The sequence below is a fragment of the Mycolicibacterium arcueilense genome (assembly GCF_058536225.1).
Map to the genome: position 1 here is coordinate 1 of NZ_JBZTYL010000016.1, position 17,489 is coordinate 17,489.

21 protein-coding genes, 2 tRNA genes and 1 pseudogene are annotated in these 17,489 nt (G+C 66.5%); 14 read left to right on the top strand and 10 right to left on the bottom strand.

The annotated features are described in order from the left end of the window. Nucleotides 1-737: transposase (locus tag AC4LGL_RS18610; protein ID WP_491840073.1), on the top strand; the 737-nt coding region annotated here is incomplete at its 5' end. Between the two features lie 304 nt (nt 738-1,041). On the opposite strand, the gene AC4LGL_RS18615 is transcribed toward AC4LGL_RS18610, so the two are convergent. The 3 genes from AC4LGL_RS18615 to AC4LGL_RS18625 all read right to left on the bottom strand — a co-directional run bounded on the left by AC4LGL_RS18615 (nt 1,042) and on the right by AC4LGL_RS18625 (nt 2,415). Then, on the bottom strand, nt 1,042-1,833 hold the full coding sequence (locus AC4LGL_RS18615) for a hypothetical protein (protein ID WP_491840074.1): 792 nt from the start codon (nt 1,831-1,833) through the stop codon (nt 1,042-1,044). A gap of 65 nt (nt 1,834-1,898) precedes the next feature. Next, nucleotides 1,899-2,207 carry a hypothetical protein gene (locus AC4LGL_RS18620; protein ID WP_491840075.1) on the bottom strand — a complete coding sequence of 103 codons (309 nt, stop codon included), beginning with the start codon at nt 2,205-2,207 and terminating at the stop codon, nt 1,899-1,901. A gap of 43 nt (nt 2,208-2,250) precedes the next feature. Then, a complete protein-coding gene (locus AC4LGL_RS18625; protein WP_491840076.1) occupies nt 2,251-2,415 on the bottom strand; it encodes a hypothetical protein in 165 nt (54 codons plus the stop codon). Nucleotides 2,416-2,638: 223 nt separating this feature from the next. Here AC4LGL_RS18625 and AC4LGL_RS18630 point away from each other — a divergent pair, with 223 nt between their 5' ends. The 4 genes and pseudogenes from AC4LGL_RS18630 to AC4LGL_RS18645 all read left to right on the top strand — a co-directional run bounded on the left by AC4LGL_RS18630 (nt 2,639) and on the right by AC4LGL_RS18645 (nt 5,784). Beyond that, nucleotides 2,639-3,664, top strand: coding sequence for a bile salt hydrolase (locus AC4LGL_RS18630; protein ID WP_491840077.1), 1,026 nt, complete (start codon nt 2,639-2,641; stop codon nt 3,662-3,664). A gap of 128 nt (nt 3,665-3,792) precedes the next feature. Then, a pseudogene (locus AC4LGL_RS18635) lies at nt 3,793-4,705 on the top strand (acyl-ACP desaturase); the annotation flags it as partial. A 145-nt stretch (nt 4,706-4,850) separates the two neighbouring features. Continuing rightward, complete coding sequence (locus AC4LGL_RS18640) at nt 4,851-5,576, top strand: cutinase family protein (RefSeq protein WP_491840078.1); 726 nt, start codon at nt 4,851-4,853, stop codon at nt 5,574-5,576. 58 nt (nt 5,577-5,634) lie between these two features. Next, on the top strand, nt 5,635-5,784 hold the full coding sequence (locus tag AC4LGL_RS18645) for a hypothetical protein (protein WP_165612908.1): 150 nt from the start codon (nt 5,635-5,637) through the stop codon (nt 5,782-5,784). A gap of 13 nt (nt 5,785-5,797) precedes the next feature. On the opposite strand, the gene pdxR is transcribed toward AC4LGL_RS18645, so the two are convergent. Beyond that, the gene (pdxR, locus tag AC4LGL_RS18650; RefSeq protein ID WP_491840079.1) at nt 5,798-7,195 is read right to left on the bottom strand and encodes a MocR-like pyridoxine biosynthesis transcription factor PdxR; all 1,398 of its coding nucleotides are present in this window, start codon (nt 7,193-7,195) and stop codon (nt 5,798-5,800) included. Between the two features lie 46 nt (nt 7,196-7,241). On the opposite strand from pdxR, the gene AC4LGL_RS18655 reads away from it, so the two are divergent. Both AC4LGL_RS18655 and AC4LGL_RS18660 read left to right on the top strand, forming a co-directional pair. Next, nucleotides 7,242-7,664 (top strand): hypothetical protein, encoded by a 423-nt coding sequence (locus AC4LGL_RS18655; RefSeq protein ID WP_491840080.1) that lies wholly within the window; start codon nt 7,242-7,244, stop codon nt 7,662-7,664. Further along, nucleotides 7,665-8,573 carry an NAD-dependent epimerase/dehydratase family protein gene (locus tag AC4LGL_RS18660; protein ID WP_491840081.1) on the top strand — a complete coding sequence of 303 codons (909 nt, stop codon included), beginning with the start codon at nt 7,665-7,667 and terminating at the stop codon, nt 8,571-8,573. Here the strand turns inward: AC4LGL_RS18660 and AC4LGL_RS18665 are convergent. Beyond that, nucleotides 8,560-9,375, bottom strand: a complete 816-nt coding sequence (locus tag AC4LGL_RS18665) for a crotonase/enoyl-CoA hydratase family protein (protein WP_491840082.1) — start codon at nt 9,373-9,375, stop codon at nt 8,560-8,562. The two genes, AC4LGL_RS18660 and AC4LGL_RS18665, sit on opposite strands and share 14 nt — an antisense overlap. A 19-nt stretch (nt 9,376-9,394) precedes the next feature. Here AC4LGL_RS18665 and AC4LGL_RS18670 point away from each other — a divergent pair, with 19 nt between their 5' ends. After that, nucleotides 9,395-9,940 carry a TIGR03086 family metal-binding protein gene (locus AC4LGL_RS18670; protein WP_491840083.1) on the top strand — a complete coding sequence of 182 codons (546 nt, stop codon included), beginning with the start codon at nt 9,395-9,397 and terminating at the stop codon, nt 9,938-9,940. Here the strand turns inward: AC4LGL_RS18670 and AC4LGL_RS18675 are convergent. Together AC4LGL_RS18675 and hisC are read right to left on the bottom strand one after the other, a co-directional pair. After that, entirely contained in the window at nt 9,937-10,398 is a 462-nt protein-coding gene (locus tag AC4LGL_RS18675) for a DUF4334 domain-containing protein (protein ID WP_491840084.1), read from the bottom strand. The genes AC4LGL_RS18670 and AC4LGL_RS18675 overlap by 4 nt on opposite strands. Further along, nucleotides 10,395-11,477 carry a histidinol-phosphate transaminase gene (gene hisC, locus AC4LGL_RS18680; RefSeq protein WP_491840085.1) on the bottom strand — a complete coding sequence of 361 codons (1,083 nt, stop codon included), beginning with the start codon at nt 11,475-11,477 and terminating at the stop codon, nt 10,395-10,397. The genes AC4LGL_RS18675 and hisC overlap by 4 nt, the downstream gene beginning before the upstream one ends. Nucleotides 11,478-11,565: 88 nt before the next feature. Between hisC and AC4LGL_RS18685 the strand changes: the two genes are divergently transcribed. Further along, nucleotides 11,566-11,657 (top strand) — tRNA-Ser (locus tag AC4LGL_RS18685). 37 nt (nt 11,658-11,694) lie between these two features. Continuing rightward, nucleotides 11,695-11,767: transfer RNA gene (locus tag AC4LGL_RS18690), tRNA-Arg, on the top strand. 146 nt (nt 11,768-11,913) lie between these two features. Here the strand turns inward: AC4LGL_RS18690 and AC4LGL_RS18695 are convergent. Further along, on the bottom strand, nt 11,914-12,327 hold the full coding sequence (locus AC4LGL_RS18695) for a hypothetical protein (RefSeq protein WP_491840086.1): 414 nt from the start codon (nt 12,325-12,327) through the stop codon (nt 11,914-11,916). Nucleotides 12,328-12,430: 103 nt separating this feature from the next. Next, the gene (locus AC4LGL_RS18700; RefSeq protein WP_491840087.1) at nt 12,431-12,784 is read right to left on the bottom strand and encodes a Fe-S protein; all 354 of its coding nucleotides are present in this window, start codon (nt 12,782-12,784) and stop codon (nt 12,431-12,433) included. A gap of 64 nt (nt 12,785-12,848) precedes the next feature. Here AC4LGL_RS18700 and AC4LGL_RS18705 point away from each other — a divergent pair, with 64 nt between their 5' ends. After that, nucleotides 12,849-13,349, top strand: coding sequence for a metallophosphoesterase family protein (locus AC4LGL_RS18705; RefSeq protein WP_491840088.1), 501 nt, complete (start codon nt 12,849-12,851; stop codon nt 13,347-13,349). Between the two features lie 5 nt (nt 13,350-13,354). Here AC4LGL_RS18705 and AC4LGL_RS18710 read toward each other — a convergent pair whose 3' ends face one another. After that, complete coding sequence (locus tag AC4LGL_RS18710; protein ID WP_491840089.1) at nt 13,355-13,693, bottom strand: winged helix-turn-helix transcriptional regulator; 339 nt, start codon at nt 13,691-13,693, stop codon at nt 13,355-13,357. A gap of 102 nt (nt 13,694-13,795) precedes the next feature. On the opposite strand from AC4LGL_RS18710, the gene AC4LGL_RS18715 reads away from it, so the two are divergent. Genes AC4LGL_RS18715 through AC4LGL_RS18725 form a run of 3 tightly spaced genes read left to right on the top strand, consistent with a single transcriptional unit; the run spans nt 13,796 to nt 17,433 of the window. Beyond that, the gene (locus AC4LGL_RS18715) at nt 13,796-14,671 is read left to right on the top strand and encodes an NAD(P)-dependent oxidoreductase (RefSeq protein ID WP_491840090.1); all 876 of its coding nucleotides are present in this window, start codon (nt 13,796-13,798) and stop codon (nt 14,669-14,671) included. Next, a complete protein-coding gene (locus AC4LGL_RS18720; RefSeq protein ID WP_491840091.1) occupies nt 14,668-15,537 on the top strand; it encodes an NAD(P)-dependent oxidoreductase in 870 nt (289 codons plus the stop codon). Before AC4LGL_RS18715 ends, AC4LGL_RS18720 begins: the two co-directional genes overlap by 4 nt. Before the next feature lie 18 nt (nt 15,538-15,555). Then, nucleotides 15,556-17,433 carry an alkyl/aryl-sulfatase gene (locus tag AC4LGL_RS18725; RefSeq protein WP_491840092.1) on the top strand — a complete coding sequence of 626 codons (1,878 nt, stop codon included), beginning with the start codon at nt 15,556-15,558 and terminating at the stop codon, nt 17,431-17,433. Nucleotides 17,434-17,489 lie beyond the last annotated feature (56 nt).

Consider the following 17,489-nt stretch of genomic DNA (forward strand, 5'->3'; position numbering starts at 1 on the left):
CCCGTCGCGATGCCCGCGGCAAGCTCAAGGCCGCCCAAAAGGCCTTGGACAAGGTCCAGGCAGACATCGCAGCCGGCCATCATCCTGTCCTGCGCGGCAAAGCCGCTCAGGCACGTGATCGTCGGGCCAGACGGGCACACGCCCGCGGCAGCATGGCAGACCCGGTCAACACCACCGACCCCGATTCCCGGTTGATGCTCGAAGGTTCCGGCGGCGGCTCGGTGCAGGCCTACAACGCCCAGTTCGCCGTCACCGATGACCACTACGTCTTGGGCGTGCACACCAGCCAACACGCCAACGACACCCACTGCTACCTGCCGGCCATCACCGAAGCCACCACACAGGCCGCCACGCTGGGCAAGCAGATCGGTCTGGTGCTCATGGACTCGGGCTACTTCACCGACGACAACCTCACCGCCGCTGGTCCTGACCGGCTCATCGCCCCCGGAAAGAACCGTGACCTGCACATCGAGGCACGCAACGATCCCACCGACGGGCCACCACCGGCAGAGCTGGCACCCAAAGACGCCATGCGTCACCGGCTACGCAACCCCGTCAACGCGCAACGCTACAAACGCCGCGGCGCCACCGTTGAACCCGTCTTCGCACACCTCAAAGACCAGATCAAACTGCGCCGATTCTCCCGCCGAGGACTACCGGCAGTCACCGCCGAACTGCACCTCGCCGCCACCGTCATCAACCTGCTACGCCTCCACAACACACAACCAGCCACCTAGAGCACCACCAGACACGACAAATCCCCTGCCACATCCAACGACATGCCAGGGGAATCATCAGCCGCACAGAAAATGCAACAGCCACATGCTGGCAGTAATCCTCGGCGTAAGTACTTCCAGGGTTTGGAATGGCTGTGCCTGAGCCCGGTTCCCGGCCGCCGCCCAGGATGGCATCCACGTGTTCCAGAGATCTTGGGTTGTAATCAAGTTCGATGCCGTCGACGTTGAATGCGGCGTCGACGGCGCGCTGTGCCAGTTCGGCCGCGTGTTCGGCGGTGTCCGGTCGCCATCGGTCAGTCGCTACTCAGTCCGCCCGCAGCGCATCGAGCATCCCCGGCCGCAGCTGATCTGCGATCTGGTCCCATGGCACCGTCACGACCACGTAGTCACCCATTACATGGGCCACCGACACGTAGACCTCGAGCCCGGCCGGCGTGGGCAGCCAATTATCGGCGATGTCATCGCCCGACACCGAGCCCGCATTGAGCCGCCCGCTGGTGTCCAGCTGCGGCAGCAGCGTCCGCAGCCGGGCCTGCGCTGCAGCGCGATCCTGGTACAGATCGTCGACGGTGACCGGCGTCGCGGTGTGGGTCGCGATCACCACGGTGCCCAAACTGTGATTGGGGTGTGCGGCGCCCTTGCCGTACCAGAGCAGCACCATGCGTCCGGCGACGACGCCGGAGCCGATTCTGGTCACGCCACTGCCGAACCCGCCGGGGAGTTCGCCGTCGTCCACGCTCATGTCGGCGGACTGTGCGGGCATCCCGGCCCGCGAGGCTTGCATGGCAGCGTTGAAGCGCGCGGTGACGGCCGGGTCGCCGCCGGACAGCTGCGGGATGGTCACCGACTTGTCCGGTTGCGAGCCTGGCTCGGTGATCGACGTGATCGTGTAGCCGTGCGCATCGGTGGCCAGTGGTGGGGCCGAGGTGGCGGCGGACGGCTCGTGCGTCGAGCTCGATGGCGTCGTACTGGCCGGTGCCGCAGTGGTTGTCGCACTTGTGGGTACGGCTGGTGGCGCCGGTGCGGTGGTCGGCCCGCAACCGGTGAGGGTGACAGCGGCTACTGCGGCAGCCCCGATCAGTCTTGCCGGCAACATGAAGGTGAATCCTATCGCTCGCAACGGAAAATCATGGTGCGCCACAGCCGGTGGCCCGCAAACCATCAGAACGCGAGTTGCAGCGTGACGAGCGACAGAAGCGCCAGCGGTGCAGAGGCCATGAGTACCAACACTATTGGGACGACCATGCGACCCGCGACAACTGCCACCCATGCGCACCCTGCGGCCACGACGCCACCCACTGCGGCGATGCGGTTACCCAACACGTCGGTCCCCGGTGGTGCGACGCCATTCTCGAATTTGGATGCCATGTCCGTGTCGGAGAGCACCGCGAACACCAGTAGATACGCGACAACCATCGCCGCGATACCGATGAACGACAGCGACCCGCGGTGACTCGGTTCGTGATTCATGACGCCATCGTGGGTCACGGAGTGGACAACCAGATCGGTAGAACTACGCGATCAACTCGTTGAAGCTCAACCGAATACCGGTAAGCCGTTCGGCCCGATCTGTGGCGGCGGCATGAAACAGGGCGGGATGCCCGGCGCGTACGGCGGCACGCAGGGTTGCGGAAAGCACGGTTGCCCATTCCAGTAGGACGGTTGGTTCGGCGGGCACACCGTCATCGGATCGGCCGTGGCGCTCGAGGCGCACGACAGTGCTGTCGCGGCAGCGATCACCGTTGCCGCGAGGGCCGTGTGAAGCATTGCCGAGAACGCGGAAGGCAACTTGTACAACGTCGTTGACGTCATACCCCAAGACCATAGCGGTTAACTGCTCGAGGGGATCTGGTCCGTGGGTTCGCCGTACAGCAATGCGCGCCGACACTAGGCTCGCTCAAATGTGCACGCGAGTCATGTGGCCCGATGCGGGCGATGCGGTTCTGGTCGGCAGGAACATGGACTTCCACAAGGACTTGATGACCAATTTGTGGAAGCAACCCCGGGGCGTCAAACGGGATGACGCGGTATCGGGCAAGCTCACCTGGACCTCGAAGTACGGCAGTGTGATCGCCTCGGCCTTCGACATCACGTCCGTCGACGGCATGAACGAGGCCGGTCTGGCCGGGCACATCCTGTGGTTGGCCGAGTCGACCTACGGTGAGCCGGACGATTCGCGGACCCAACTCGGTCAGGCCATCTGGCTGCAGTATTTCCTGGACAACTTCGCCACCGTCGCCGAGGCGACCGCATGGATCGCGCAGACCGATGTCCAGGTGGTGCAGATGGACGATCCGACCGGGGGTGTCCGCCCGGGTCTGCACCTGGCACTCGACGATGCGTCCGGCGACTCGGCGATCATCGAGTACGTCGACGGCAAGGCCCGGGTGTACCACTCGAAGGACTACACGGTCATGACGAATTCGCCGACCTTCGATCAGCAGTTGGAGTTGGTGAAGTCGTTCACCGGTCTGGGTGGCGATCAGCCGATCCCGGGCTCCACCCTGGCCAGCGATCGGTTCGCCCGGGCCAGCTACTACGCCGGCCGGTTGCCCGAGCCGTCCAGTCAGGTGGAGGCCATTGCGAGCATGTTCTCGGTGATACGCAACGCCGCGCAGCCGTTCCGCATCCCGGACCCGGGCAAGCCCGATGCCTCCCAGACCATTTGGCAGGTGGTCCTCGACCTCACCAACAAGCGGTATGTCTACGAGTCCACTACCCGCCCGAACATCGTGTGGGTGGATCTGGCGGATCTCGACTTCTCCGAGGGCAGTCCGCAGCTCAAACTCGACCTGATCGGTGAGCTCGCCGTCCAAGGCGGCATCGCCGGCAACGTGGCCCACAAGTTCGAGGACAAGGGCGCCATGACCTTCCTGTCCCTCGGGTTGCTCCGTGGTTTGGAGAAGGGCGCGGCCGGGGCGAAGTGAGCCGACGCCCGATCCGCTGCGCCCGTTCATTCACCAAAAAATAACCTACGGTCCCGTAACCTACGCTACCGTAGGTTACGAATGGCGCGTTGACGCCGCTGTGTCGCCAACACCTTGGGAGGACTGGAATGGACGCCCAGAGCGGAGTGCTCCACGAACTGGAACCGGTTGTCGCGAGCAACCTCGACCGCCATCTGTCGATGGCGCGGGAATGGTTTCCGCACGACTACGTCCCGTGGAGTCGGGGGCGCGACTTCGCCTTCCTGGACGGGGAAGACTGGCAACCCGAGGATTCGCCGCTGGATCACGTCGCCAAAGTGGCCATGACGGTGAACCTGCTGACCGAGGACAACCTGCCGTCCTACCACCGTGAGATCGCCACGCGCTTCTCCCGGGACGGCGCGTGGGGCACCTGGGTCGGGCAGTGGACTGCCGAAGAGGGGCGCCACAGCATCGCGCTGCGCGACTACCTCGTCGTCACGCGCGGCGTGGATCCCGTTGCCCTGGAACGTCTTCGCATGGCTCATACGGTGGCGGGTTACGACTCTGGTGACAAGACGCCGCTTGCGGCGATGGCCTACGTGTCGTTCCAGGAGCTCGCGACGCGGGTGTCGCACCGCAACACCGGCCGGGCGTCCGGTTGCCTCATTGCCGATCAGTTGCTCGCCCGGATCGCCGCCGACGAGAACCTGCACATGGTCTTCTACCGCAATCTCATGGCGGCAGCGCTGGACATCGCGCCCGACGCTTCGATGATCGCCATCCGCGACGAGGTGGTGAACTTCGCGATGCCGGGCCTCGGGATGGCGGACTTCGCGCAGAATGCGATCACCATCGCCAAGGCCGGCATCTACGATCTGCGCGTCCATCACGACGACGTGGTGCAGCCGGTGTTGCGCTTCTGGCGGATTTTCGACCGAACCGATTTCGGGCCAGAAGGTGAGAAGGCCCGCGAGGAGCTAGCCCAGTTCCTCGATGCGGTTGACGAGCGTGCCCGGTTCTACGAGGAGAAACGCGAGCGCCAGCGCGTCGGCGCAGCTTCCTAGCAACCTGAAGACCGCCGCCGCGCCCCGCGGAACGTGTCGTACATCACACCCTCGGAGAGATTCACCCCGCCGTGATCTTGGGTATCGAGGAGTAGTTGGTGCGAAAAGTTGTCGCGGGTCGGAACGAGTGGGGTCGAAAAATGAATCGGATTGGTCGTTGGTTGGCGGCAGTGGCATCGTCGGTGTTCGTGGCGGGTGGGTGCATCGCCGCTGCCGGTCAGGCTTCTGCGGATTCATGTGCGGACGTGCAGGTGGTATTCGCGCGGGGCACGTTCGAGCCGCCGGGTGTGGGTGGTGTCGGGGACGCGTTCGTCAACGCGCTGCAGGCCAGGACCGGCGGGAAGTCCGTCGACGTCTACGCGGTGAATTACCCTGCCTCACTTGACTTTGCGACTGCGGCCGACGGTGTCGCCGACGCGAGCAACAAGGTCAGGGCCACGGTGGCGGCCTGCCCGGACACCAAGATCGTGCTGGGCGGTTTCTCGCAGGGTGCTGCGGTGGCCGCCTACCTCACCGAGGATGCGGTGCCGCAGGGGTTCGTGTTGCCGCCGAGCATCAGTGGCCCGCTGCCCGCCGACGTGGCCGACCATGTCGCCGCGGTGACGTTGTTCGGCAAGCCGTCGAGCGGCTTCCTGCAGATGATCTACACCGGTGCGCCGCCCATCACGGTCGGGTCCCGCTACACCGCCAAGACCGATGACCTGTGCATCCCGGAGGATCCGGTGTGCTCGCCCGGCGGTAGTGACAACAACGCCCACAACCTGTACGCCGTGAACGGGTTGACGGATCAGGCTGCCGACTACGTGGCCGGCAAGCTGGGGGTCAAGCCGGCGGACCGCAGTGTCGACCAGTCCGCCGGGCGGTAGGAGCTCTCAAGCTGACGCACGCTACTGTTCGGGCACGTTCTCGGATAGGGGAGAGTCAGTGACGGAACAAGAGCAGCAGTTGACGTTTGGGCAGAAGGCCAAGCTGTACCTTCAGGCCGCCGGCGCGTTCGCGCGCAATCCCAAGGCTCTGGTCGCTCTTGTCAAGTACAAGATGGCAGAGCGGAAGTCAGCCAAAGAAGCAGGCTGACAATGCTTTACGGTCAGGCCGCGCCCAGTTCGCGTGCGGCCTGACCCAGCATTTCCACGCCGGTGGCGATCTGATCCTCGGTGAGGTTGGCATACCCGAGGATCAGCCCGGGCGGTGCGGTCACAGGGTCGGCGTAACAGGGCCCCAGTGGCTCCAGTCGGATGCGTGACTCGGCGGCACGGCGGGTCAGCTCCTCGAGCGGGAATCCTTCCGGAAACCGCACGGTCAGGTGGACGCCTGCGGCCGCGCCGAGAACCTCGGCCCGGGGTAGGTGCCGCGACAACGCTGCCAGCAGCGCGTCGCGTCGGGCCGGGTAGCGCCGGCGCATCTGCCGTAGGTGGCGGTCGTAGCCCCCGGAGGTCAGGAATTGGGCGAACGCGATCTGATCCATCACCGAGCTGCCGGTGTCGGCAAGGCTTTTGGCGGTTCTGACCCGCTCGATCAGGTGGGTCGGCAACACCATCCAGCCGATGCGCAGTCCGGGGGCCAAGGTCTTACTGGTCGAGCCGAGGTACACCACCCGGTCCGGCGCGACTCCCTGCAGAGCCCCCACCGGCGCCCGGTCGTAGCGGTACTCGGCGTCGTAGTCGTCTTCGATGATCAACCGTCCGGGCTGGGCCCATTCGAGTAGTGCGGTGCGCCGGACGGTGGAGAGCACCACCCCGGTCGGCGATTGGTGGGCCGGGGTGGTCAGCACCGTGGTGGCATTGCAGGCAGCCAGTGCGCCGACGTCGATACCGTTGACGTCCACCGGGATCGGGACCGGTTCGACGCCGTTGTGGCGCAGGATCATCCGGTGCAACCAGAATCCCGGATTCTCCGCCGCGATCGGCCCGTCCAGGCACCGGGAGAGTAGTGCGACGGCTTGCGTTGCGCCCGAGCACAACACGATGCGGCGTGGGTCGGCGACCACGCCGCGGGTGCGGCGCAGGTAGTCGGCCACTGCGCTCCGGGCGGCCGGCAGTCCGTGGGGTGCCACGTAGCCGAATGCGCTGGATTCGATCTCGGCCAGGCCCTGGCGCATGGCCCGTAGCCAGGCCTGACGTGGGAAGCTGGTGAGATCCGGTGAGCCTGGCGCGAAGTCGATGTCGAAGCGCGGGCGGGCGCGGTCGGGACCGAAGCTGCCGGAGGGGGCGGCGTCGACGGCTGCGACCCGGGTGCTGCCGCCCTGGCTGCTGTGCAGGAATCCCTCTGCCGTCAGTTGCTCGTAGGCCTCGACCACGAGCCGTCTCGATACTCCGAGGTCGGCGGACAGCACGCGGGTGGACGGCATCCGCGACGCCGGGGCCAACCGACCGGAACGGATGGCCTCGCGCAGTCCGTCGGCGAGTTGACGATGCAACGGCGCCTTGCTGCCCCGGTCGAGTTCGACGAGCAGTTCCGGACCGGAACTGGTACCCGAATCTGCCATGAAATTGGAGCCTACTCGGAGTCCACTGCAGCGTTAGCGTGGTGACATGGCCAATGCCGCGCCGCCAGTGCCGCAGACCCGGCGCTACCCCGAAGTGGTCCTCGCCGTGTTCGGCGTCTACTCGGTGATCCTCAGTCTGTTCATGCTGTTCGCGCCGGGCACATTCTTCGACACCCTCGGCGCGTTCGGCACGCGCAACGATCACTACATCCTCGACAACGCCTCGTTCGAACTGCCGCTCGGGCTGATGATGCTGGCGGCGCTGAAGTGGCCGCGTTGGCGCGTGCCCGCGCTGGCCTTCGCCACCGCGCACTGGGCCCTGCATTCGCTGAGTCACCTGATCGACACCAACCACGCCGCAGGCAACTGGGTGGGTTGGCTGGAAGCTGCGGGGCTGGTGCTGACCACGGTGCTACTGGCAATTGCCTTACGTATCAGCATGTCCGACGAGAAGGCAGGGGAACCATAGATGCGTGTCCTGGTGGCGGGTGCAACCAGTGTCCCGGGAATCCCGTTGCTGCGGGAGCTCAACGCGCGCGGTCACGAGGTGATCGGAGTGACCCGCTCGTCGGGCAAGACCGCCCAGATCTCCGCCGAGGGTGCCAAACCGGTGGTGGCCGACGTTCTCGACGCCGGCCAGATCGATGCGGTGCTGGCCGAATTCGCACCCGAGGCGGTGGTGAGCCTGCTGACCACGCTGCCGAAGTGGGGACCGAAACGGCCCAAGGACTTCGGCCCCGCCACCGAACTCTGGAGCCGCGGAGCACCGAACCTGGTGGCCGCGGCCCAACGTGCGGGCGTGCGTCGCGTCGTCGCGGAATCGGTCGTCTTCGCCTACGGCTATGGCACGGACGGGCCGCCCCTGATCGACGAGAGCGATCCCTATCCGGGGCCGCCACCGCCGCACGGTGCCGAGTTCCTGGAGGCGCTGCGGGGCATGGAACGCAGCGTGCTCAGTTCGGGCGAGCGCAGCGGAACCGAGGGAATCGTGTTGCGCTACGGCGTCTTCTACGGGCCGGGGGTCATTCACGACGAACTGTTCCACCGCCTCGCGAAGTGGTGGGCCCTGCCGGCACTGACCGGCCCGGGAGTCCTGTCCTGGGTACACATCGACGACGTCGCCCGCGCCACTGCCGACGCGCTCGACAAGGGTCGGGGCGGGCAGATCTACAACATCGTCGACGACCGTCCGCAGTCGTTCGGCGATTACGTCCGGGAGCTGAGCGGCAAGCTGCACCGGCCGCGGCCGGTGCCGATCTCGCACCGTCTGGTCGGACTGCTGGCCTCGTACCCCGCCACCGCGTTCGGTCAGGCGTGGCTGCCGCTGTCCAACGCGAAGGCCAAAGCCGAACTCGGCTGGACGCCTATTCCCCGGTGAACTGCGGCGGGCGCTTCTGGAACATCGCGGTGACCGCCTCGGCCAGATCCTTCGACGGCAGGAACGCCGAATTCCACGCGGCCACGTACCGCAGGCTTTCGGCCACCCTGGCGGTGCGCTGCTGATCCAGCACGTCCTTGACCCCGGCGACGGTCAGCGGCGGGTTGGCGGCGATCTCAGTGGCAGTCGCGTGCGCGGCCGCCAACGAGGCGTCGGCGTCGTCGTACACGTCGTTGACGAGACCGATCTTCTCGGCGCGCGCCGCGTCAATGTCCTTACCCGTCAGAACCAGCTCGCGCAGGTGCCCGTCGGACAGGATCAGCGGCAAGCGCGCCAGGCTGCCCACGTCGGCGACGATGGCCAGCTTGGTCTCGCGCACCGAGAACTTGGCGTCGGTGCTGGCGTAGCGGATGTCTACCGCGCTGATCAGGTCGACGCCGCCGCCGATGCACCAGCCGTGGATCGACGCGATGGTGGGGGTGCGGCAGTCGGCGACCGCCGTGATGGCGCCCTGCATCTTGCGCAGTGTGGTGTGGAAATCGGCCCGGGCCTTCGCACCGGCGTCCAGCCCCGGCATCGTCGCGCCCATGGCCGGCAGGTCCAGGCCGTAGCTGAAGTTCTTGCCCGAGCCGGTCAGCACGATCGCGCGCACGTCCGGGTCGGCGTCGAGAGTGCCGAACACGTCGGGCATCTCCGCCCAGAACGCCGGACCCATCGCGTTGCCCTTGCCGGGACCCAGCAGCGTCACCTGGGCGACGTAGTCCTTGATCTCGACGGAAACGGACTCGTACGTGTCAGACATGGGGTGGACACTACCGAGTATGGATGAACTCGATAGCGCCGAGGCCACCCTCGACGTGCTGCAACGCGTGCTGAGCGGCATCACTGCGGACGATCTGTCCCGTCAGACGCCCTGTCGCGAGTTCGACGTGGCGGGGCTGACGGACCACCTGCTGAACTCCATCACCGTGATCGGCTCGGCGGCCGATGCGCAGCTTCCCGAACGCAGGCCAGACACCTCGGTCGAGGAGCAGGTGCTCAGCGCGGCGCGGCCGGCCGTGGCGGCGTGGCGTCGACGCGGGGTGGACGGCACCGTGCCGTTCGGTCCGGGGGAGGCCCCGGCGCGGATGATGGCCCGGATTCTGTCCCTGGAATTCCTGGTGCACGCCTGGGATTACGCCGCGGCCACCGGGCAGTCGGTCGACGTGTCGGATGATCAACCGCAGCGTGTCCTGGAGTGGGCGCGGGGAATCATCACGCCCGATGGGCGGGTGCGTGCCGGCTTCGACGATCCGGTGGAGATCGGCGAGGGTGCGCCGGTGCTGGACCAGTTGCTGGCCTTCACCGGCCGCCGGCCGCAGGGTTAGACGCGCTGCAGGTAGAAGTACAGGTAGCGGCCGTCGACCACGGCGGCCTTGCCGTTCATGATGCCGACGACGGTGTTGTCGTCGACGACCTTGAAGTGGTCGTGCACGGGACGGCCGTCGTAGACCATGGTCGCGGTCACCTCGCCGCGGAACTCCTCCAGCCACAGGCTGGCCTCGCCGTTCATCGCCTCCGTGTTGGAGAACTTGTTGCCGTCGGCGTCCAGGCACACGAGCGGCTGGGCCTCGGCGGCCGAGTGGAACGTCTTGCCGAACCAGTTGAGCCGGTTCATGAATCCGTTGGCCTTGTGGCCGGTCTGGAACTCGCCGCCCTTCCACTCGCCGAGCATGAAGTCGATGCTCGCGGGCCGCAGCAGCGCCCAGAACGCGTCGAGTTCGGCGTCGGGGATCTGACCCTCGCGGCTGACGAATCCGTCGAACGTGCCGCGTACACCGTTCACTTCGTCTCTCCTGTCCGAGTCCCGGCGTCACCCGCGATCCAGCGCGTGGCGAATTCCAGGAAGGCGTCGTTCTCGTGCGGGGCCCCGATGGTGACCCGCACGCCGTCCTCACCGTACGGGCGCACGATGAGCCGGTTGTCGGCGGCCCTGGCCACGAAGTCCAGAGTGCGTTCGGCCAGAGGTAACCAGACGAAGTTGGCCTGCGACGGCGGGAGCGTGAATCCGGCGTCACGCAGGGCCGCGCTGACGCGGATGCGCTCGGCGACGACAGCGTCGGTGCGGGCCAGGAGTTCGTCGGCGGCCTCGATGCTGGCGATGGCCGCGGCCTGGGACACGCTGGTCGCGCTGAAGGGCACGTAGACCTTGCCCAGGGCGGTCACGATCTCCGGATCGGCGACGGCGTACCCGACCCGCAGGCCGGCCAGCCCGTAGGCCTTCGAGAAGGTGCGCAGAACAACGACATTGCGGTGCGAGCGGACCAGTCCGAGGCTGTCGGGCAGCAACCCGTCGCGGATGTACTCCACGTAGGCCTCGTCGAGCACGATCAGGACGTCGTCGGGGACCGCCGCCACGAACCGGGCCAGCGCCTCGGGTTCGACGACGGTGGAAGTCGGGTTGTTCGGGTTGCAGACGAAGATCAGCCGAGTGCGATCCGTTACCGCCGCGAGCATGGCGTCGAGATCGTGAGTCTCGTCACGCAACGGCACCGGAACGCCCGTCGCGCCTGCGGTGCGGATCTGCAGCGGATAGATCTCGAAACTGCGCCATCCGTACACGACTTCGTCGCCGGGAGCAGATGTGATTTGTATCAACTGCTGGCACAGGCTCACCGAACCGCAGCCGACGGCGATGTTCTCGGGCGCGAAGCCGACGTGCTTGGCCAGGTGTTCGCGCAGGTCAAGGTACCCGTTGTCGGGGTAGCGGTTGATGTTCTCGGTGGCTTTCAGGATCGCCTCGCGCACGCTGGGAAGCGGCGGATGCACGGTTTCGTTGCTCGCGATCTTGATTGCGCCCGGAACTGTTTTGCCTGGTGCGTACGCCGGGAGGTCGGCCATTTCGGGGCGCAGACGGATGCTCACTTGGCCAGAATAGGGGAGGCTGTGTACTGTGTGCCCTCGGCGGTTTCGGGCATTTGGACGTAGTCCGGTACCCTCACAGAAGTTCAAAGGAGGCGTGCCAGAGCGGCCGAATGGGACTCACTGCTAATGAGTTGTCCCCCTTACAGGGGACCGGAGGTTCAAATCCTCTCGCCTCCGCCACGGTTGACTTGTCAACCGCACAACTGAATAACGCTAGGCGCCCGTAGCTCAACGGATAGAGCATCTGACTACGGATCAGAAGGTTAGGGGTTCGAATCCCTTCGGGCGCACACTGGAAAAAATCGAGGCGCGGTCTGCGGACCGCGCCTCGATTTTTTTGCGCCGAGATCGACACCAGGGCTGCGATTTCGGCGAAGCAACGACCCTGGCGTCGATCTCGACGCGTCGGCGTCGGGCACCCGACGCCCGCGGCGACTTAGTCGGAAGCGACGGCGGTGGCGATGTCGACGGCCATCTCGCGCAGTACGTCGTCGGTGACGAACTGACGCGCGCTCTGCCGGTCCAGCCTCAGCACGGAGACCAGTAGTTCGATGTGGCCGGCCACCTGGACCCGGGCGAGTTCGGGCGGCAGATGCAGCCCGTGCAACTCGGCGAGGAACCCGCGCAGCACGGTGACGCGATCGTTCATCCACGGTGACCGGCCGGCCACCGTGGATGTCGAGGTTTTCAGCTGCCCGATGTAGCGGCGCTTCCGCGGCTGCTCGAACGCGCCGTGGTGGGTCTGGCGCGCGGATTCCGCGGGACGCGTGCGTGCGCGCACCCGGATGTCACCGTGTGGTGAAGCGCATCCGGTGAATGCCGCCGTGCGCATGACCTTGGCGGTTGCCATGGCGTGTCTGTGACCCATCGTTCCCGTACCTGCCGACAAATGTTGTTTGCCAGTTAACTTTACGGGAACGTCTCAGGTTCAGCTCAGGTTCGGGCCTGGGGCCTCAGTTCCAGAGCACCGCGATCGCCGACGCGAGCAGGGGCAATACGCCCGCGGCGATGAAGAGTCCCATGACCGGTTGGCCGCCCGCGCGACGCTGCCGCGCCGTGCCGATGCCCAAAACCGCCCCGAGCGCCACCAGGATGACCAGCTTGGTGCCGAGCTTGGGGTAGTTCAACTCGACGTCGGGCCAGGGCGCGGCCAGGGCCAGGCCGGTGATGAGCGACAGCGTCATGCCGTAGGTCATCACCGGGGTGATCAGGAAGCGTCGGGCTGCGGCCTCGGCGATCCAGGCGCCGACCATGACCGCGAAACCGATGAGATGCGCATAAACAACTACGTTGCGTAGTAGATCCATGGTCGGAGTGTAAGCGGTGTCAGATCCCGGGCTCACCGGCATCGGTCACGTAGGCTCGGCTGGCATGCGGCTGCTGCTGATCGCCGATACCCATGTCCCCAAGCGCGCCAAGGATCTGCCGGCTCAGGTGTGGGAGGAGGTAGATCAGGCGGATGTCGTTGTCCACGCCGGTGATTGGGTCGATCCCGCACTGCTCGACGTGCTCAGTTCACGCGCGGCCCACCTCATCGGCTGCTGGGGTAACAACGACGGGGCCGAGTTGCGTAGGCGACTGCCCGAGCGTGCCGACGTGACGCTGGACGGTCTGCGTTTCACCGTCGTGCACGAGACCGGTGCGGCCACGGGTCGGGAGGCCCGGATGGCCCGCGACTATCCCGGCACCGATGTCCTGGTGTTCGGGCACAGTCACATCCCCTGGGATACCACCGCGAAAACCGGTCTGCGCCTGTTGAATCCGGGGTCGCCGACGGACCGGCGTCGCCAGCCGTACTGCACGTACATGACGGCCCGTATCGCCGCCGGCGTGTTGTCCGACGTCAACCTGCACACGGTCGATCGGTCCTGAACCGGCTAGCTTGCTTCGCCCTCGCAGATCAGCTCGATGTGCTTGGTAGCCCAATTGCCCAGCGGCTCAAGGGAGTCGAGTAGTTCTTGACCGGCCGGTGTCATGGAGTACTCCACCCGCGGCGGCACCTCGTGGTAGCTCTCCCGGTGCACCACGCCATGCCGCTGAAGCTCCTTGAGATGCTGGGTCAGCATTTTCTGGGAGACCCCGGGCAGGCTGCGGTGCAGTGCGTTGAAGCGCTTGGGCCCGGCCTGGAGCTCCCACAGGATGAGCGGCTTCCACTTCCCGTCCACCACGGCGAACGCCGCATCGAGGCCACAGGTGAACCTGCCGAGCTGAGCCATCGGATATTCTCCCTGGTCAGAGTCAATAGTTTCAGAAAGGTAAGTATCGCACTTTTTAGTGGGTACTTGTCGGTTGGTCAGTGTCTCTCCAACGATGGTGGCATGACAACCACACACCACACGGTCAGTTTCCTCGGCCTGGGCGCGATGGGCTCACAGCTGGCCCGCAGCGCCATGAAAGCGGGCCACCCGACCATCGTCTGGAATCGCACCGCCGCGCGGACGGCCGCGCTCGTCGACGAGGGCGCCACGGCAGCACCCACTCCGGAGCGGGCTCTCGACGCGGACCTGATCGTGGTGTGCCTGTTCGACCAGGCTTCGGTGCACGAGGTTCTCGACCCGGTGGCGCACGGGCTGGCGGGGCGCCGCCTGGTGAACCTGACCACGACGTCACCGGAAGGGTCACGCGAGCTGGCCCGGTGGGCCGCCGGCCACGGGGCCGAGTATCTCGACGGCGGCATCATGGCGACGCCGGAGATGATCGCGACGCCGCAGTCGGCGATCCTCTACAGCGGTTCGGCGGCGTTGTTCGCGGACTATCGCGAGTTCTTCGAACTGTGGGGCAGCACTGAGTACTTCGGTGACGACGCCGGGCTGGCGTCGCTGTACGACCTGGCGCTGCTCTCGTCGATGTACGTAATGTTCGCGGGCTTCTTCCACGGGGCCGCGATGGTGGGGGCCGCGGGCGTGCCCGCCAAGGAGTTCGCCGCCCGCGCTGCCGCCTGGCTGCCGGCGCTCATGCCCACGCTGGCTGAATACGCGACCGTCATCGACGGCGGCGACTACGCGGTGCCGGGCCAGCAGAGCCTGCTCTTCTCCGATCTCAGCGACATCGTCAACGCCAGCCGGGACCAGGGCATCAGCACCGAGGTCGTCGACGTGGTGCAGCGGCTGATCCACCGGCAGATCGATGCCGGCCACGGCAGTGACGGCTTCGCCCGCATCGTCGAGAGCATCAGGAACGGGGCGGCTGCATGACCACCGTGAGCGTGCTCGGTCTCGGACCGATGGGACAGGCGCTCGCCGGCGCCTTGGTTGCGGCGAATCTCCGCACCACCGTGTGGAATCGGACTCCCGCCAAGGCCGACGCCCTGCGGGCCCGTGGTGCGGTATGGGCCGACACCCCCGCGAAGGCCGTGGCGGCCAGTGACCTGATCCTGGTCAACGTCGTCGATCAGGCGGCCGCGGACGCGGTCCTGGACGCCGCCGGAGACGCGATCGCGGGCCGGGTCGTCATCGGCCTGTCCTCCGACATTCCGGATTCGGCGCACCGCACGGCACAACTGGTCGCCGCGCGTGGCGGACGGTATCTGGACGGGGCCATCATGACTCCGACCGACACCATCGGAACCCCGAGCGCCAGCATTCTTTTCGCGGGGCCACGTGATCTGTTCGACGCCCACCGTTCGGTGTTCGACGTGCTCGCCACGGTCAGTTGGGTGGGTGCCGACGTGGGCCGCGCCGCGGCCTTCGACATGGCGCTGCTGGACGTCTTCTGGACCTCGGTCAGCGGGTTCGTCCATGCCCTGGCGATGGCCGGCGTCCACGGCATCGCCCCCACCGAACTGCTGCCGCACGCGAACAACATCGCCGCCATCCTGCCGCCGGTCTTCGGTGAGATCGCCGAACGCACCGAATCCGACCGGCACACCGATCCCAGTGCGTCGGTGTCCTCGGCGGCGGCCTCCGTGCGGCATCTGATCGCGGCGTCGGAGGCGGCGGGTCTGGATGCCGGTGCCCTGGAGGCATTCCGGGGCTACGTGGACGCCGCAGTCGACGCCGGGCACGGCGCTGATGAGATCAGCCGGATCAGTCCGAGCCGCGATACCGTGCCGACACCTTGAGGTGGCAGGCTCGTCCGCATGGAGCAGAAGCCGCCGGCCGCTGTCATCGAGGCCGCCTATCGCGCACACCTGACGAGCCTGCCGTTCGAGGACACCCGGGATTTCGAGGACGCTGACCGGGGTTTCATCGCCGCGCTCGAACCCTGTGTGGTGAAGGCCGCCGACGGAAGGGTGGTGTGGGACAACGACGCCTATGACTTCCTGACCGGGGATGCGCCCGCATCGGTGCATCCCAGCCTGTGGCGCCAGTCGCAACTGTGCGCCAAGCAGGGCCTCTACGAGGTGGTCGAGGGCATCTATCAGGTGCGCGGTCTGGACCTGTCGAACATCACCTTCATCGAGGGCGATACCGGCGTCATCGTCATCGATCCGCTGATCTCCACCGAGACTGCGGCCGCCGCGCTGGAGCTGTACCGGGCGCACCGGGGAAACCGTGCGGTCAGCGCCGTTATTTATACCCACAGCCACGCCGACCATTTCGGCGGCGTGCTGGGCGTGACCAACCAGGCCGACGTCGACGCGGGCAAGGTCGTCATCATCGCGCCGGAGCACTTCACCGAGCACGCCGTGCAGGAGAACGTGTATGCCGGCACCGCGATGGCGCGCCGCGCCGGCTACATGTATGGCGCAGCGCTGGACCGTAGCCCGCAGGGCCAGGTCGGCTGCGGGCTGGGGCAGGTCGGCTCGACCGGCGAGGTGGCGCTGATCGTGCCGACCCTCGACATCCGCGAAACCGGGGAGACCCACACCATCGACGGTGTCGAGATCGAGTTCCAGATGGCACCCGGCACCGAGGCGCCCGCCGAGATGCACTTCTACTTCCCGCAACACCGGGCACTGTGCATGGCCGAGAACGCCACCCACAATCTGCACAACCTGCTGACGCTGCGGGGTGCGCTGGTGCGTGACCCGCACGGTTGGGCGGGCTACCTCACGGAGGCCATCGACACCTTCTCCGACCGCGCCGACGTGGTGTTCGCCTCGCATCACTGGCCTACCTGGGGCCGTGAGCGGATTGTCGAATTCCTTTCGCTGCAGCGGGATCTGTACGCCTACCTGCATGACCAGACGTTGCGGCAGCTCAACCAGGGTTACACCGGGATCGAGATCGCGGAGCGGTTCCAGCTGCCGCCGGCGCTGGAGAAGGCCTGGCATGCCCACGGCTACTACGGTTCGGTGAGCCACAACGTCAAGGCGATCTACCAGCGCTACATGGGTTGGTTCGACGGCAACCCGGCCCGGTTGTGGCCGCACCCGCCCGAGGCGGCCGGCCCCCGCTACGTCGAGGCCATGGGTGGTGCGGACCGGGTGGTCGAGCTGGCCGGGAAGGCTTTCGGCGACGGTGATTTCCGTTGGGCGGCAACACTGCTCGACCATGTGATCTTCACTGACGAGAACCATGCGCGAGCCCGCGAACTCTACGCCGACGTGCTCGAGCAGCTCGCCTACGGCGCGGAGAACGCCACGTGGCGCAACTTCTTCCTGAGCGGCGTCACCGAACTGCGGGAGGGAAAGTTCGGAACACCGACTTCCTCGGCATCGCCGTCGCTGCTCGGACAGCTCACGCCCGAGCAGATCTTCGACACTTTCGCGATCAACGTGAACGGCCCGCGGGCCTGGGATCTCGACCTGGCCATCGACGTGACCTTCCTCGATGCCGCGGCCAACTACCGGCTCACCCTGCGCAACGGAGTGCTGGTCTACCGCGAGGCCGATGCGGACGAGGCAAGTGCGCACGCCACCGTGAAGCTCGCGAACAAGCTGCGGCTGCTGGCCTTCGCCGCGGGCGATACGGCCTCACCCGGCCTGGAGGTCACCGGTGACGCAGAGGCCCTGCCGTCGCTGCTGGCGGTGCTGGACCGGCCCGATCCGAACTTCGACATCGTCACGCCGTGAGGTGAACGGGACTTTACATATATAGACATGAGGTAAAAACTTCGAACTTGTATTGA

What these genes read in the sequence shown, in the direction of transcription:
- AC4LGL_RS18615 (WP_491840074.1), bottom strand. Translation starts at nt 1,833, where the DNA reads ATGTTGCCGGCAAGACTGATCGGGGCTGCCGCAGTAGCCGCTGTCACC.
- AC4LGL_RS18620 (WP_491840075.1), bottom strand. Translation starts at nt 2,207, where the DNA reads ATGAATCACGAACCGAGTCACCGCGGGTCGCTGTCGTTCATCGGTATC.
- AC4LGL_RS18630 (WP_491840077.1), top strand. Translation starts at nt 2,639, where the DNA reads ATGTGCACGCGAGTCATGTGGCCCGATGCGGGCGATGCGGTTCTGGTC.
- AC4LGL_RS18640 (WP_491840078.1), top strand. Translation starts at nt 4,851, where the DNA reads ATGAATCGGATTGGTCGTTGGTTGGCGGCAGTGGCATCGTCGGTGTTC.
- pdxR (WP_491840079.1), bottom strand. Translation starts at nt 7,195, where the DNA reads ATGGCAGATTCGGGTACCAGTTCCGGTCCGGAACTGCTCGTCGAACTC.
- AC4LGL_RS18655 (WP_491840080.1), top strand. Translation starts at nt 7,242, where the DNA reads ATGGCCAATGCCGCGCCGCCAGTGCCGCAGACCCGGCGCTACCCCGAA.
- AC4LGL_RS18660 (WP_491840081.1), top strand. Translation starts at nt 7,665, where the DNA reads ATGCGTGTCCTGGTGGCGGGTGCAACCAGTGTCCCGGGAATCCCGTTG.
- AC4LGL_RS18665 (WP_491840082.1), bottom strand. Translation starts at nt 9,375, where the DNA reads ATGTCTGACACGTACGAGTCCGTTTCCGTCGAGATCAAGGACTACGTC.
- AC4LGL_RS18670 (WP_491840083.1), top strand. Translation starts at nt 9,395, where the DNA reads ATGGATGAACTCGATAGCGCCGAGGCCACCCTCGACGTGCTGCAACGC.
- AC4LGL_RS18695 (WP_491840086.1), bottom strand. Translation starts at nt 12,327, where the DNA reads ATGGCAACCGCCAAGGTCATGCGCACGGCGGCATTCACCGGATGCGCT.
- AC4LGL_RS18700 (WP_491840087.1), bottom strand. Translation starts at nt 12,784, where the DNA reads ATGGATCTACTACGCAACGTAGTTGTTTATGCGCATCTCATCGGTTTC.
- AC4LGL_RS18705 (WP_491840088.1), top strand. Translation starts at nt 12,849, where the DNA reads ATGCGGCTGCTGCTGATCGCCGATACCCATGTCCCCAAGCGCGCCAAG.
- AC4LGL_RS18710 (WP_491840089.1), bottom strand. Translation starts at nt 13,693, where the DNA reads ATGGCTCAGCTCGGCAGGTTCACCTGTGGCCTCGATGCGGCGTTCGCC.
- AC4LGL_RS18715 (WP_491840090.1), top strand. Translation starts at nt 13,796, where the DNA reads ATGACAACCACACACCACACGGTCAGTTTCCTCGGCCTGGGCGCGATG.
- AC4LGL_RS18720 (WP_491840091.1), top strand. Translation starts at nt 14,668, where the DNA reads ATGACCACCGTGAGCGTGCTCGGTCTCGGACCGATGGGACAGGCGCTC.
- AC4LGL_RS18725 (WP_491840092.1), top strand. Translation starts at nt 15,556, where the DNA reads ATGGAGCAGAAGCCGCCGGCCGCTGTCATCGAGGCCGCCTATCGCGCA.